This window comes from Collinsella aerofaciens, from assembly GCF_015552075.1.
Lineage (GTDB): Bacteria > Actinomycetota > Coriobacteriia > Coriobacteriales > Coriobacteriaceae > Collinsella > Collinsella aerofaciens_Y.
Map to the genome: position 1 here is coordinate 62,363 of NZ_JADNDZ010000121.1, position 14,505 is coordinate 76,867.

The window sequence follows — 14,505 nt, forward strand, 5'->3', positions numbered from 1 at the left end:
ACTCGCCTGGATTGCCCCTCCCCTTTTGGGCGCGAGTTCTGGAAAGCACGAATCCAAGACCGAGCCGCTTGGGAAGTTCCATATAATCGATGTCATTAGTATTTCGAAAGGATGGAACAGAATGGCGTTGAGCAAGGCATCATGCACCGGTCGCGGATTGATTCCGGCAATTGGTGGACATGTGCACCGCATGTTCGATGAGAGTGAAGACGACCTGTTTTCGCTGAGCCTTGACGACGTGATGGATGATCGCCCGTGGACCGCCGACGAACTCATGGGCGGCGGGGCTCGCCCGTCAAGTCCCAATCCCGCACTTGCGCCTAAGCCCGCATCTGCGCCGACGCCCGCGCCTACGCCCGCACCCACTTCGGCGCCCACGACCGCTCCCCGCCCCGCAAGCGACCCGTCCGAGACGGCGGCATTTCTCGCTGCGGCGACGCAGGGCAAATCGGCCGACAGCACCGTTATGTACAACGCCCAGCAGTTGCCCGTTCCTGCGGCACGCAAGCCTCCGGTCACAAGGCTCGATGAGCCCGTTGCCCATCAGGTTGCCTACGATTCCTGGGCTGCAACCGATCTGGATGAGACCTCTACCGGCATGCCGGCGCTCGACGTTCCAGTTAACCCGCTTTTTGCCGCCAACACGAGCGCCGCGGACTATGAGGGCGGTGCGGCATATTCCGATTATTCCGATGGCTATGCTGGCAACGGTCGCATCGAGACCGAGAACTATGGCACCGCATCGAGCGATTATCTCAACGATCCGTACGCCGCCACGCCTGCACCGGAATATGACCCGGAGGCCGCGTCCGCGCCGGCGTATACCAAAAGCACGGGCGAAGAGCGCTTTGCCGATTATTACGCCGAGGAAAAGGCGCTGCGTTTCTCGGAATTTCCGCAGGCAGTCAAGGTTGCCTTTATCGCCATTATCATTGCCCTGCTCGGTGTCATTGCGTTTGAGGGGTTCCAGCTGTTCCGCGGCCCCACCCAAGCGGAGTCGGAGACCCAGCAAAAAGAGGACGATAACCAGTACCTGGACATCAACACCCTCAAGGGCGACCCCAACGACGGAGACGACGAGTAGCGAGAGCTGAAGGCGGCCGCAGGATCCCGCATCCAGCACCGGCTTCTAAGTGCTGTTTTGTCATCCAGCTACACTTTTCCGAAGTTTTAAGGTGCCTATTTCGACACTTTTCCGTACTTTTACACGGCTGATTTCGACACTTTTCCGGATGGAAGCCGAATAATCACTTGGGAAACCAACGCCATCCGCGCGTCATTTCGCGGATGGCGCTTGATTTCTGTCCGTACACGTTGATAGACCCCATCGTGCCCGCAAGGAGCGGGCGCGTTTTATCCAGAGTCGGGGTAGAGAGTTGGCTCCACGATCCCGACGCCAACCGGCCAAGAGGCACGGTGGCCCTGCCAATATCGATGAAAGGAGTCCGTATGGACAATTTCTCCGTGCGCAGTGAGCGCAACTTCCACAACCTGGCAGCCAAGCCAAAACGAATGCATCTTCTGGACAAGCCGAACGGCTATGCCTCGGCCATGGTCAAGAGCAGTCTCCCCCACCAGATGCGCTTTACCGTGCAGGCGCTCGAGAAAGAGCTCTACACCGCCGGCGACCCGCACGTACTGCAGATTAAGCTGCTTGGAGACGACTCGCGCGAGCTGTCTAGCTGGAAGCTGTTTGCCGACGGCACGTGCGTCGCAAGCGGTTCGGGTGACTTTGCCCGCGAGTGCTTCTGCGAGGGAGCTGAGGTGTTTCTGGACCTGTGTCGCGACGCCGTCGAGACTGCCGAGCTGTGCCAGTGGAGCGAGAGGGAGTACGAGCTGTTGGGTGCCGCGCGCGGGATTGCGGGGGGGGTGTAGGAACAGAAGCCTCATGACGGTGGCCTCAGCTGGAATGACGTATCGCTCGATAAATGATCTCAACAACGTAGCCGATGCGCCGCATTTCACCTCAAAGGCATTGAGCGATCAGGAGGCGTCCAGCATTTCTTTGATATCCCCAATTGATTGTTCCGAGAAAGTCTCTTCATGTCCTTATAATCGCCCTTACGAGAAACGTGGACGAGACAGGCGTCCATATGCCGTCTCTAAACTAACGAGCCGTTCGCGGAAAGAACATCTGGCTAGCATGGGCCAAAGATATACTGGTATCGCTGCAACAATTATGGAAGATCGGCACCACCAATGACCTCCTTGAAATTCTCCAGGCGCTTCGCGCTTAGCCTGCTCGCCTCGCTGTCCGCCACCGTAGCGCTTGCTTTGCCCTCAACCGCCCTAGCCGCGTCGGACCCGAACCCGCCCAGCATCTCCAACGTGACGATATCCGCGACGACAGTCACGGCCGGCTCCACGCTGCATGTCGGCTATAGCGTCGATGACCCTAACGGGGTACGGTCCGTCACGCCCATAGTCGAAGTCCTTGTCGAAAACGATACCGGAGACCATGGAATCAGTTCCCGTCTCGCCTTCTCGTCGACCGGCAACACGACCGCGGGCTTCGATATCTCCACCTCCCCGAGCGACCGGCCCTGCAGGTACCGGATCATCGGCCTCGGCGTGACCGATAGTCTTGGATGGGTTACCGATGTCTACGACACGACGTATGCCGAGGAGAAGGGGCTCGACTGTCCGACCTTCACCACCGACCCCCTCGAGTATGAGGTGACCGAGGGACCCGAGGACCAAAACCCGCCGACCGTGTCCTCCGTGTCGCTCTCGAGCAGGGAGGTCGCAACCGGTGCCGACCTCCACATCTCTTGGACCGTCTCCGATGCCGACGGCGTTCGCTCCGTTTCCCCCATACTGCGGCAGGGCTGGGAGAATTCGGACGACGGCTGCTCTGTTTCGTCAGCCTATTATCACGGAGGCTCGTCTATCGACGGGTTTGACCTCACATTCGACAGCAATAGGATCGGAAGGCACAGGCTGATCGGCCTTTCGGTCACCGATGGCCTAGAGTTCGAGACCGATGTGTACGAGAGTTCCTACGCCAGGGCCAACGGCATTTCGGGCGCGACTTTCTCGGTTGGCGACCCGAGCGAGCTGTGCTTCGAGGTGACCGGCAGCGCGATCGACCGGAACCCGCCCACGGTCTCGAACGTTTCCATCTCCGCGAAGAGGGTCCCCGTCGGCGGGATCCTCCGTATCTATTGCAATGTAGGCGACGCGGACGGCGTAAAGTCTGTCTCCCCGATCCTCGGCGACCCCGGCTATGTCGAGGACCCGAACTCTTTAAAGACCCGCAAAACGTTGAGCTGCAGCTACGATGCGGCAAGGGGCTATATCGAAATCGAGTTCCCCACGTCGCTCTCGATGGGCTCGTTTGAAATCCAAGCCCTCGCGGTCCTCGACAAGACGGGCCACGAGACCTTCGTCTACAGCTCCGCCTACGCCGAGCGTAACGGCAAGACCGGCGTTCAGACCTTTGATGTCGACGACGCGGGGGACGTCACCTTCGACGTGACCGCTCCGCTGTATGCCGCCACCAAGGGCGACGGGCAGGCGTATGCAAAGGACGGCGAGGCCGGTCTGACCTTCCGCTTCAGCGGTCCTCTCGATGAGTTCACGCGTCTCCTCGTGGACGGAACTGAGGTCTCCGCCGAGAACTACACCGCAACCAGGGGCAGCACGATTATCGAGCTCAGGCCGTCCTACCTGGACACGCTCGCCGGCGGCGGACACACCGTCACGGCCGTCTGGAAGGACGGGACGGCGACCGATGCGTCCTTCACCGTGGAGGGGAAGGCCCAAGGGGAGCAGGCGGGCGGAAAGACCGACGTAGATTCACCCGGCGACAACAAAAGTGATCCTGCCACTCCTGAAAAGGACGCCGACGAGGCGGCTACAAAAAAGTCGGGACGCACGACAGCCGATGAACCAAAGCTCGCTGCAACCGGCGACTCCACTTGGATGGCCAGCATCGCATTGGCCATGGCGGCCACGGCCTGCTTCACGGCAGCGAGAAGGCTTGAGCCCAAGCAGCATAGGCACGAACAGTAGCTCAAAGCGAACTCAACTGGGAAGGGCAGATGGATAGCCGTCCTTCTCTTATAATCAACCCAATCCGCTGAAATGCAATCAGTTAACGAGTTTCGCCAGACGCTCGGCCTCTACCCCGCTCTAGCAAGCCACCAGGCGATGAGATAATGCCCACGACTATCAACGTAAGCAAGGAGCGCGCTATGGCAGACAACGAGACCAAACCCTCGGCGAACGACGGCCGAGAGGAGCTCGTGGCAAAACAGCTCGCATCGACCAAAATCCACCTCGCGCTCACTCAGAAGCGGGTGGACGTCTCCGGCGCCATCAAGCTACCGCTCGAGCGAATTCCCCAACTCGGCGTGGCGTTCGCCTCGCTCCCCTCGATGTTTCGCACCGTCACCAACACGGTGAGCGTGCCCACGCTGCTCCAGGCGACTGACAAATATGGTAACCTGCTCGATCCGTCGAAACTCAACACGTTCAAGGACGGCAGCGGTCTCACAGGGGGCTACCGCGACGCCGCCAAGGGCCTTGGGCAGGCGCGCTTCCACGTAGTCGAGGGCGACATCGCCACGAGCGTCACGCAGGTGCCTTACGATCCAACATCGCTATTCATGGCAGCCGCAATCGCGCAGATAAACCAAAAGCTCGACTCCATCCAGGAGTCCGTCGACGAAATGTTCGAGTACATGCGTCAGCGCGACAAGGCCAACATGCGTGGCAACCTCAAGACGCTCGCAGACATCCTCAACGGTTACGGCCTCAACTACGGCAACGCCACCTACATGGCAAACGCCCATATGAAGGTGCTCGACATCAAGCAGTCGTCCGCGCAGGACATGGAACTCTTCCGCTCGCAGGCACAGGCGGATCTGAAAAAGAAAGGGTTCATCGAGGTGCGAGACGGCTTGGGCAGACGCCTCGACAAGGTGCTCGACTACCTCAAAGACTGCCAGCTCGCCACCTACATCCACGCGTTCTCGCTGTTCCTCGAACCCATGCTCGCCCAGAACTTCGAGCCCGCAAAGCTCGCGGACGCCACTGCGAAGATCGAGGCTGATTCGATCGCGTACCGCGAGCTCTACACCGACTGCTACAACGCACTCGAAGCGGGGGCTGTCGACACCGTCGATGCGGCACTGCTGGGCGGTATCGCGTCCGCGGGCAAATTGCTCGGTCACGCCATCGCAAAGACCCCCGTGGGCGACCATACACTCATCGACGAGGCGCTCGAAGGCGCAGGAGAGAGCATCGGAAAGTTCAACGACAAGCAATCCGAGAAACTCCTCGAAAAGCTCCATCAGGCAAAGACGCCCGACGTCACGCCGTTCAAGCAGAGCGTAAAGGAGATCGACACCCTCTACAACCGCCCCGCGCAGATCGCCGTGGACGCCGAGAACGTCTACATCTTGCCTGCCAAGCAGCAGGAAGAGTAACGATACGCGACAGGCACGCGCCATGCAGACAGCTAACGCCCCTACCTTCCCGCCGCCTTCAGCTTCAGCAGCAGGTCGCCCAGCTCGGGGCACTTGCTAGAGAGGCGTGTCTGGGCCCGCTCGCCCATCCCCCAACGTTGGCGGACTTCTTGGGCGCGCGGACTCACGTGATAGTCCCCGTCCATCACCTGCTTGAGCAGCTTGGCGGTCACGCGCGCATCGGCTAGGGCGCTGTGGGCATGGCCCGTCGACTCGTCAAACTCGATGCCGAACCACGTTGCCGCGTCGCCCAACGAGACGCGCCCGCGGCTGCCAACGTCCATGATCGAGGTGTAAAACGCCTGCAGGTCGGCCCAGTCCGTAGGAAATGTGGAAAGGTCGATGTGCTTTGCCTGGCACTCGGTCAAAAGCTGCCGACGGTCCGCACCGCTCCAACAGACCACCTGGGCGGAGTAGCGACCGATCCAATCGCTGAGCCTTTTTATCACCATGTAGAGCGGATCGGCCATCGCGGTGTCCACGGCCGATATCCCCGTGAGCTCGCGGACGGGATACGCAACGCCTTCGGTAAATTCCGTCTGCACAAACTGCGAGAACTCGCCCATAACGTTGCCGTGGTAATCGAGCTTAACGGCGCCGACCTCGATAATCTCATTGCGCAGCCCACGGCGCTGGCGCTGCTTTGGCACCGGCGCAAACTCAAAGTCCAGCACAATCTGGCGCGCAAAGTTCGTCGTATCGATAGCCGAGATACACGGCGTCTTTTCAGCTGACACGGTTAGGGCCTTTCTCCGTTGCTTGCCGCTTGTTACATAAGCGGCTACATTGCCGTAAGGATAGGTGGCCGCGCGGACATGAAAGCTGGGCGCAATACCATGCGCTAATCACACGCCATGCAGACGGCCCCAAGAGAGTCGCCCGCTCTATTCAAATGGATGAAAAGATTTAGGCCCGGTGACTTGAATCAGCGGTCATCCCGGGCCCATCAATATGCAGTGTACCTACAGAGGGCTGGTTAATCAAACGGGCTTTCGGTGACGAAGACCTGCGCGTCTAGCCCCAATCGCCCAGCGCCGTCTTCTGCCGCCCTTACAAAAGGCTGCTATTCGAGGGAATCACGTTGCTGTTATTATCGAACATATATTCGTATTTATGACCGCGCTTTGATTGAATGGCAGTTGTTGACGGCAGTTCCATGTGCCGGGCAGCGCCCTCCATGCGACGGGAGGTGATGCCCATGACCGATCTGATTGATTTCGTGAAGCTCCTGACCGCTTTGGTCTCGCTCCTCACGGCGCTTATCGGACTTTCCGAGGCACTTAAGCAGCGTACGAAGCAAAAGAAGAGGGGTCGACGCCGTTAAGGCATTGACCCCTTAATCGAAGTAACGGCGCTGCCCAGCTATCCACAACTTGGGCTGCCGTCGACCTTACTCTACCCACGGACATTGAGTTTAACAAATGGTTTTTTCGGTAGCGAAGCCTCGGTCCCTCAGCCGCTCAGCACCTGCTTCCTACTCCAGCCACCATTCCATATCCACGGAGCACTCGACCTCGATAGGCTCTGGCTCCAGCACCGTCTCCTCGGAGCCTCCGGACGCCCCATCGGGAGCACACGCGGCAACACAGTATGTTCGACCATAGCCCGCCGCCCGACTGTTATACGAGATATGCTTGACGCCGCCCAGCATAGACCCCGCCGCAACGGCAAGTGCCTGCGCGTTGCCGCGAGCACGTTCAACCGCACGGGCAATCAGGGCGTCTTCCGCCGCGCGCTGATCCGCCAACTCAAATCGAATGCTCATGTCGGCATGTGACTCGCAGGTATTGAGTGCGGTCCACACAGCAGCAAAGTCAGTCGAATCGACAGGCGCGGCAACCGTACCGTACGCATAGTAGTTGTAGCCCACAATCGTCGCCTTCTTGCGCGTCATCTGCGCATAACAAGTGTACCGACAGCATGTTAATTCGCTATCCAAACCAAAGGGCGCCAGCGCGGCGGCTACGCGGGCGCGACCGGTGTTGTAATCCTCCAGGCACGATTCCTTGGTGGTGCGGCGACCACCAAAGCCAATGCTAAAGATCACGCGGTCGGGCATAACCTCGTCCTCTATCTCGGCGCCAACGCTCACATAACCGGTCTTATCCGTTGCCATGACATCCGTCCTTTCCACGAATGGCTACGTTGCGGTAAGCGTAGCCACCCGTGCGGACACAAAAATGGGATGCTGTGCCACGCGCGCCAGGCACGCGCCATGCAGATGGCCCCAAGAGAGTCGCCCGCTCTATTCAAATGGATGAAAAAGATTGAGGCCCGGTGACTTGAATCAGAGGTCATCCCGGGCCCATCAGAGCTCGTAGAGCTCTTGGTTGCTTTGGTCTCGCTCTTCACGGCGCTTATCGAACTTTCCGAGGCACTCAAGCAGCATTCGGAGCATAACAAGTCGCTGCCATTAAGGCACCGACCTCTTGACCAAGCAACGGCGTTTCCCAGCTCTCCAGAACTTGGGCTGCCGTCAACTTTATTCTATCCGCGAGCATCTGGTTTACCAAATGGATTTTCGGTAAAGGAAGCACGGCACGCCCGCAAAACCACTACGCCCCAAGTGCCGCCATGGGAATCACCGCCACGCCGTCGTCGCGTGTGTAGGCAATGCTCCCCTTTCCAACCACGACCGCCAAAAACGCCGGCGCGGCATTCTGGGCGGCAGGATTGGAGAGCACTTTCCTCTCCAGCGCCTTGAGATTTCTCGCTCCATCGTCTGCTTTCGCATCACTCAGCTTGACCTCGATGGCTCCCCAGCGCCCGTCGTGCTCAACGATCAGATCGACCTCAAGGCCCTTCTCATCTCGGAAATAATGGACACTGTTGTCGACACCGCCGTAGGTGGAAAGGAACACGCGCACGTCGCGCAGGACGAGATTCTCAAAGAGCATCCCCAGCGTTTGCATATCGCCAAGCAGCCGCTCAGGGGTAGCCCCCAGCAACGCCGCCGCAAGTGACGGGTCACAGAAGTAGCGCTTGGGGCGCACGCGAGCGCGGGCCTTCGAGCGCATGGGCGGCTCCCATCCGCACAGGTCCTCGGTCAGCTTGAGCCTGTTGAAGAGGTCCAAGTACGCAGCGATGGTCCTCTCGTCGGGGCCCGTCTCACCGTACGAGGCGTCCTTTACGAGCGTCTTGTACGTGACAGCCTGGCTCTCGTTCATGGCAAGAGCTCGCAAAAGGCCGTGTGCAAGCTCGGGCGACATGCCCTCGTCCAGCACGTTGACGTCGAGCACCGAGTGCACGTACTGGCTTGCCGTCTCTCGCGCAAGATCTTCCGAAAGCCCAAGATTTGCAGGCCAACCGCCCCTGCAGCACCAGCGGGCGACGTCATCCACCGTGCTCTCGCGACGCTGAGGGGCAAAATCCTCGCCCTTAAAGAGGCTTGCCAGTGACACGAGCGGCTCGCCGTCGCCCGACTCACACAGGGCCATGGGGCGCATTGACAGACGGGCGATCCTACCCGTGCCGGAATGACGAACATGGCTGCGCTCCTCGCTTTTGAGCGCGGTCGAGCCCGTGAGCAAAAGTGTCCCCCGTTCGTTGCCGCTCGCGTCCACGAAACGCCGGGCGGCATCCCAAACCTCGGGCACCTCCTGCCATTCATCGACCAGGTGTGGCGCATCGCCGATGAGCGCCAGGCTTGGGTCGACCTCTGCCGCCGCACGCTGCGCAGGCTCATCGAGCCTGGAGACGCTCGCCGAGCGAGAGAGCGCCGTCCAGGTCTTGCCGCACCATTTAGGGCCGTTGATCTCCACACAGCCAAACGCCCGCATAAGGGTGTCGAGGCGCTCCTCTATGAGCCGGGGCCTATATCCCTTTTGGGTCAATCTCTTTGGTGCATCCATAGACGGCCGTCCCTCTCTATCACGCGATATGCGAAATTACGCCATTCTCAATGCTGATTTTACGCTACTTTCAATGTAGTTTTTACGCCATGACAGATGTAGTTTTTACGCCATTTTCATTGAAGGTTTTACGCTTGGCATCCTTAGCGCGACCCATTCCGAGCATCACATCAGAGCGTGCTTGGTTATCTCCGCTCGCACATCTCGGCAAACGAAATCAGCTTGGCATCTCCCCTGCTCGCCGCAGCTTCCTGACATCCTTGCGTAAAGCCTCGCTTCGAGAAAATCGCATAGCTTTTGTGCTGCCGCCTAAAGAGCTCGCTTCGATGCACGAGCTTTTGCAGCACGTCTTCGCCCACCGGTTCATTGCGCCATTTGCACTCCGCAAACAGAGCAGTGCTCTCGCCATCGTCAACAATCAAGTCGATTTCTTCCTGCGTATGCGTGCGATTATCCGTCCCCCACCAGCGCCCGACGCTCGCCGGAACCACATCGAGCTGGCCCGCGCGCGCGAGTTCGTACACGTATTGTCTGCATATAAGCTCAAAGACCGTACCCATGTAATCCGATACGTGTGGCTCAATGCGCTTATACGCCATCTCGGCCATATCGTTTTGAATCAGCCCGATGTTCTGCGGAACAAACTTGTACCAGAACCTAAACATCTGATCGCTCAGCAGATACACGGCTCGCTTATTACTCGTCTCGTTTAGGGGCAGCTCGCGCTCGACAATCCCAAGCGACGCCAGCTTATCCACATAGCTCTTTACGTTGCTCGCAGGGATTCCCGTAGAGCTCGCAATCTCCGAGATCTTCGAGCGCCCCTGAGCAATTGCTTGCACGATCGCATCATATTGCTCGGGATTGCGGCACTCCTGCAATAGCAGGTTACTCGGCTCCTCAAAGAGATAGCCCGTAGGAGTAAGAAAAAGACGTTTGATGTTGTCCTTGAGCGGTGCGGCAGGATCGACTTTCTCGATATATGCAGGAATGCCACCCGTCATGCCATAGCAAACTGCAGCGTCTTCGCGACCCATGCTCTGCCACAGGCCGAGGGTCGTCATAAAATCGAGCGGCATGATCTTAAACTGGGCCGTACGCCTACCGTATAGCGGACTCTCGTAGCCCAACACCTGCTCTTCCATAAACGAAAGCGACGACCCGCACAGGATAAGCATAAGCTTGGTCTCTTTGTACAAGTGATCGATCTTGTCTTGCAGCAACGAGCTGATCTCGGGATTCGATTGGGCGAGATAAGGATACTCGTCGATCACGACAATCAAACGTTCCGTGCGAGCCATGGTAGCCAACGCATCGAACGCCTCGTCAAAACTACGAAACGACACGCCAGCAACACCAACGGAGCCCGCAAGTATCGCCTGGCTAAAGCCATGCAGGTTTGCCTCTGCATTGGTACGACGAGCTTGAAAGTAAATAGCCTTCTTGCCTTGGATAAACTCTGTGATAAGACGCGTTTTGCCCACGCGACGGCGGCCGTAAATCACAGGCATCTCAAAGGAGCCCGTGCCATACAGTCGATTGAGCTCGGACATTTCCACTGTTCTTCCGATAAACATAGGGCCATCCTTCCTTTGCGTTATAGCTAGCTATATTATACCTTCCTATAATATAGCTAGCTATAACGTAATTCGACAAGCGGCGCACACGAAAGGGGCGGTACACCACCGCACGTGGACCGTTCCGGAAAATGCATCCCGTTCTGGAGCCAAAAACTGGGCCGTAGTTTCCGCCAAACATGCCATCCGTTCATCCCATTCTGAGGCTTGAATCCGGAACACAGTTTCCGCTCCAAACAAAAGGCCCCGGCTCGCGATGGAGCCGGGGCCAAAGGTGCAGCATATACAGTTGGTGTTGTGCGCGAACAGCCCATCAGCAATGCCGTCTGCGCCCTACCCACGGTGACGGGCGCGGCTGTACGGCGTATCCACCATGGGCAGATCCGGACGCAGCTTGCCGTCGAATGCGCGATAGGCGTTCTGCACGGCGGGCGCCGTGGGGATCGTTGCGATCTCGCCAATGCCCTTGCCGCCATATGCCACGGGCAGCAGCTCGTCCTTCTCCACGTAGATGGCGTGGATATCCGGAATCTCGGGCGCACGGAACAGCCCGAGCGTACCGTACCTTGCCTGGGGCACGCAGTCCTTGAGCGGCCAGTCCTCAGTAAGCGCATAGCCCATACCCATGAGCACGCCGCCTTCGATCTGACCCTGGATGGAGATGGGGTTGACCACCTTGCCGGAATCGTGCGCGGCATAGACCTCGCTCACGCGGCCGTCATCATCCAAAATGACCACATGCGTGGCAAAGCCGTAGCAGATGTGGCTCTTGGGGTTGGGAACATCCGCACCCAGCTTGTCGGTCGGCTCCAGGTACACGTAGCCAAACTCGCATCCCTCGAGTGCCTTGATGGCGGCCGCGGGATCCTGAGGATGCATACCCTGGCCGGCGACGAGTTCCTGTGTACGCAGCTGATAGGCGTGACCGTCGTCGTACTCGATCTTGACGCCGTCGCCATGCGCACTCACGGGAGCATCGGGCGCGGGCTTGCCGGCCTCGATGTCAAGCATGGCATCGCGCAGCAGGAAGGCGGCGCCGCGCACGGCCTCGCCGGTCACGACCGTCTGACGCGAACCAGACGTGGTGCCGGAGTCGGGAGCGTTCTCGGTGGAGCACTCGCCGTTGGCGATGCAGCTCAGCGGCAGGCCGCATGCCTCGGCAACGTCCTGCAAAAAGACGGTGTTGCAGCCCTGGCCGATGTCGGACGTGGCGGCATAGACCACGGCCACGCCGTTCTCGATGCGGATCTTGCAGCGGCCGGCATCGGGCAGGCCCACGCCCACGCCGGCGTTCTTCATGGCGCAGGCGATACCGGCGTGTCCGGGATGCGCATAGTAGGCATCCTTGACCTCGAGCAGCGTCTCCTTCAGCGCCGTGGAGCAATCGGCGATCTGGCCGTTGGGCAAAACCTCACCCGGCTCGATGGCATTACGGTAACGAATCTCCCACGGATCCAGGCCGACCTTCTCTGCCAGCAGGTCGATCAGGCTCTCGAGCGCAAACTCGGACTGGCAAACGCCAAAGCCGCGGTACGCGCCGGCGGGCGGGTTGTTGGTGTAGTAGCCAAAACCGCGAATGTCGGTGTTCTGGTACTTGTAGGGGCCGACGGCATGCGTGCAGGCGCGCTCGAGCACCGGGCCGCACAGCGACGCGTAGGCGCCGGTGTCAAAGTTGATCTCGCAGTCCAGACCGGTAAAGTTGCCCTCGGCGTCGCAGCCCAGCGTAAAGGTGCCGTCCATGGCGTGGCGCTTGGGATGGAACGCGAGCGACTCGGCACGTGTGAGCTTGCACTTCACAGGACGCTGGAGCTTATAGGCAGCAAGCGCGGCCAGGTGCTGGATCGAAACGTCCTCCTTGCCGCCAAAACCGCCGCCCACAAGCATGGTCTCGACAACCACACGCTCGGGCTCGTTGTCCCAGCCAAACATGTGGGCGCACTCTTTGCGCGTATCGTAGGCACCCTGGTCGGTCGACTGCACCTTGACGCCGTTCTTGTACGGGAAGGCGACGGCGCACTCGGGCTCCAAGAAGGCATGCTCGGTAAAGGGCGTGGTAAAGCGCTGCGTCACGGTGAACGCGCTCTCCGCTAGCGCCTTGGCGGCGTCGCCGCGCGTCACGTGACGGCTCTGGCACACGTTGTCCTTGAGTTCCACCGTGTTGCCAAAGGCAAAGAAACTGTCATGCAGGCGCGGGGCGTCGGCAGCCCTAGCCTCGACAATGTTGCGCACGGGCTCCAGCGGCTCGTAATCAATCTTTACGAGCTTCTTAGCCTTCTCGAGCGTCGCCTCGTCCTCGGCAACCACCAGCACGATGGCGTCACCCACGCAGCGGGTGATATCGCCCTGGGCGATCATGACATCCCAGTCCTGGATAAGGTGGCCGACCTGGTTGACCGGCACGTCCTCGGCGCGCAGGATGCCCACCACACCGGGCAGGGCCTCGGCCTTGGAGGTATCAATGGAGAGCACGCGGGCGCGCGGATACTTGGAGCGCACGGCGCTAGCATAGGTCAGGCCCGGCTGATCGAGCTCGTCGATGTCGTCGGGATACTTGCCCTCGCCGAGCACCTTCTTGCGCACGTCGATGCGGAAGGCGCGCTTGCCCACACCGTAGTCGTCGCCGCGCTCCAGGTCCTCGTCGATCTGCTTTTCGCCGCGGAGCACCGCAGCTGCCAGCGAAATGCCCTCGATGATCTTCTTGTAGCCGGTGCAGCGGCAGACGTTACCGCGAATGGCGTACTTGATCTGCTCCTCGGTGGGCTCGGGGTCCTCGGCGATGAGCGCCGCGCCCGCCATGACCATGCCGGGGATGCAAAAACCGCACTGCACGGCGCCCACGGCACCAAAGGCGTACACAAAGGCCTCGCGCACGTCCTCGGGCAGGCCCTCGACGGTCACGATGTTGCGACCGGCGGCAAGAGCGGTGGTCAGTACGCACGCCTTGACGGCCGCACCGTCCACATGGATGGTGCAGGTGCCGCAAGCGCCTTCGGAGCAGCCATCCTTGGCGGAATGGATATGCAGGTCGTCGCGCAGGTAGCGCAGCAGCGGTTTATTCTCCGTCGTCGTGCGCTCGACGCCGTTAACGGTAAAAGTGAATTCCTGTGCCATGGTGATTCCCTTCTACACGCCGGCGGCGATGCCGGTGCGGTCGTGGATGGCGCCATGCGGGCAGACGACGGCGCACATGCCGCACGACAGGCAGTCCACGCCGTCGATATGGGCGCAGTTGTCCTCGATGCGGATAGCGCCGGCAGGGCACTTTTTAGCGCACATGCCGCAACCGATGCAGCTCGTGTCGCAGATCTTGCGAGCGATGGCGCCCTTATCGGTGTTGTTGCAGCGCACCAGAATGTTCTGGTAGCCGGGAACGAAGGCAATCACGCGCTGCGGGCACGCCATGCCGCACAGGCCACAGCCCGTGCACTTGGAGCGATCCACGCGGGCGATGCCATCGACCAGCGCAATGGCACCGTGGGGGCAGGCCGCGACACAGGCACCACAGCCAATGCAGCCTTCGCTGCAGCGGGCGTCGCCGCCTGCGGAAGCACAGCCGCTTCCGCAGGCAACGTAGGCCACGTTATGTTGAATGGATTTGGCCATAAG

General features: G+C 60.0%; 11 protein-coding genes and 1 riboswitch. Of the genes, 5 read left to right on the forward strand and 6 right to left on the reverse strand.

Going from position 1 to position 14,505, the window contains the following annotated elements; genetic code table 11:
• The first annotated feature begins 121 nt into the window (after positions 1–121).
• The 4 genes from I2D41_RS09510 (at position 122) to I2D41_RS09525 (ending at position 5,432) form a co-directional block, all read left to right on the forward strand.
• Positions 122–1,084 carry a hypothetical protein gene (locus tag I2D41_RS09510; RefSeq protein WP_040359227.1) on the forward strand — a complete coding sequence of 321 codons (963 nt, stop codon included), beginning with the start codon at positions 122–124 and terminating at the stop codon, positions 1,082–1,084.
• A 266-nt stretch (positions 1,085–1,350) separates the two neighbouring features.
• Positions 1,351–1,441: riboswitch (SAM riboswitch) on the forward strand.
• A gap of 8 nt (positions 1,442–1,449) precedes the next feature.
• Complete coding sequence (locus I2D41_RS09515) at positions 1,450–1,875, forward strand: nucleoside-specific channel-forming Tsx family protein (RefSeq protein ID WP_195364334.1); 426 nt, start codon at positions 1,450–1,452, stop codon at positions 1,873–1,875.
• A 324-nt stretch (positions 1,876–2,199) separates the two neighbouring features.
• Positions 2,200–4,014: a hypothetical protein gene (locus I2D41_RS09520; protein ID WP_195364335.1), complete on the forward strand. Its 1,815-nt coding sequence runs from the start codon at positions 2,200–2,202 to the stop codon at positions 4,012–4,014.
• A 182-nt stretch (positions 4,015–4,196) separates the two neighbouring features.
• Complete coding sequence (locus I2D41_RS09525; protein WP_195364336.1) at positions 4,197–5,432, forward strand: hypothetical protein; 1,236 nt, start codon at positions 4,197–4,199, stop codon at positions 5,430–5,432.
• Between the two features lie 41 nt (positions 5,433–5,473).
• Here the strand turns inward: I2D41_RS09525 and I2D41_RS09530 are convergent, their stop codons facing one another.
• Positions 5,474–6,208 (reverse strand): 3'-5' exonuclease, encoded by a 735-nt coding sequence (locus I2D41_RS09530; RefSeq protein ID WP_195364337.1) that lies wholly within the window; start codon positions 6,206–6,208, stop codon positions 5,474–5,476.
• 461 nt (positions 6,209–6,669) lie between these two features.
• On the opposite strand from I2D41_RS09530, the gene I2D41_RS10150 reads away from it, so the two are divergent.
• Positions 6,670–6,795, forward strand: coding sequence for a hypothetical protein (locus tag I2D41_RS10150; RefSeq protein WP_255412934.1), 126 nt, complete (start codon positions 6,670–6,672; stop codon positions 6,793–6,795).
• A gap of 150 nt (positions 6,796–6,945) precedes the next feature.
• Here the strand turns inward: I2D41_RS10150 and I2D41_RS09535 are convergent, their stop codons facing one another.
• The 5 genes from I2D41_RS09535 to I2D41_RS09555 all read right to left on the reverse strand — a co-directional run bounded on the left by I2D41_RS09535 (position 6,946) and on the right by I2D41_RS09555 (position 14,502).
• Positions 6,946–7,587 carry an SIMPL domain-containing protein gene (locus I2D41_RS09535; protein WP_195364338.1) on the reverse strand — a complete coding sequence of 214 codons (642 nt, stop codon included), beginning with the start codon at positions 7,585–7,587 and terminating at the stop codon, positions 6,946–6,948.
• Positions 7,588–8,026: 439 nt separating this feature from the next.
• Positions 8,027–9,232 (reverse strand): ATP-binding protein, encoded by a 1,206-nt coding sequence (locus I2D41_RS09540; protein ID WP_271741694.1) that lies wholly within the window; start codon positions 9,230–9,232, stop codon positions 8,027–8,029.
• A 275-nt stretch (positions 9,233–9,507) separates the two neighbouring features.
• The gene (locus tag I2D41_RS09545; RefSeq protein WP_195364340.1) at positions 9,508–10,899 is read right to left on the reverse strand and encodes an ATP-binding protein; all 1,392 of its coding nucleotides are present in this window, start codon (positions 10,897–10,899) and stop codon (positions 9,508–9,510) included.
• A 333-nt stretch (positions 10,900–11,232) separates the two neighbouring features.
• Positions 11,233–14,010, reverse strand: coding sequence for a selenium-dependent xanthine dehydrogenase (gene xdh, locus I2D41_RS09550; RefSeq protein WP_195364341.1), 2,778 nt, complete (start codon positions 14,008–14,010; stop codon positions 11,233–11,235).
• 12 nt (positions 14,011–14,022) lie between these two features.
• Positions 14,023–14,502, reverse strand: a complete 480-nt coding sequence (locus tag I2D41_RS09555; protein WP_195364342.1) for a 4Fe-4S binding protein — start codon at positions 14,500–14,502, stop codon at positions 14,023–14,025.
• Positions 14,503–14,505 lie beyond the last annotated feature (3 nt).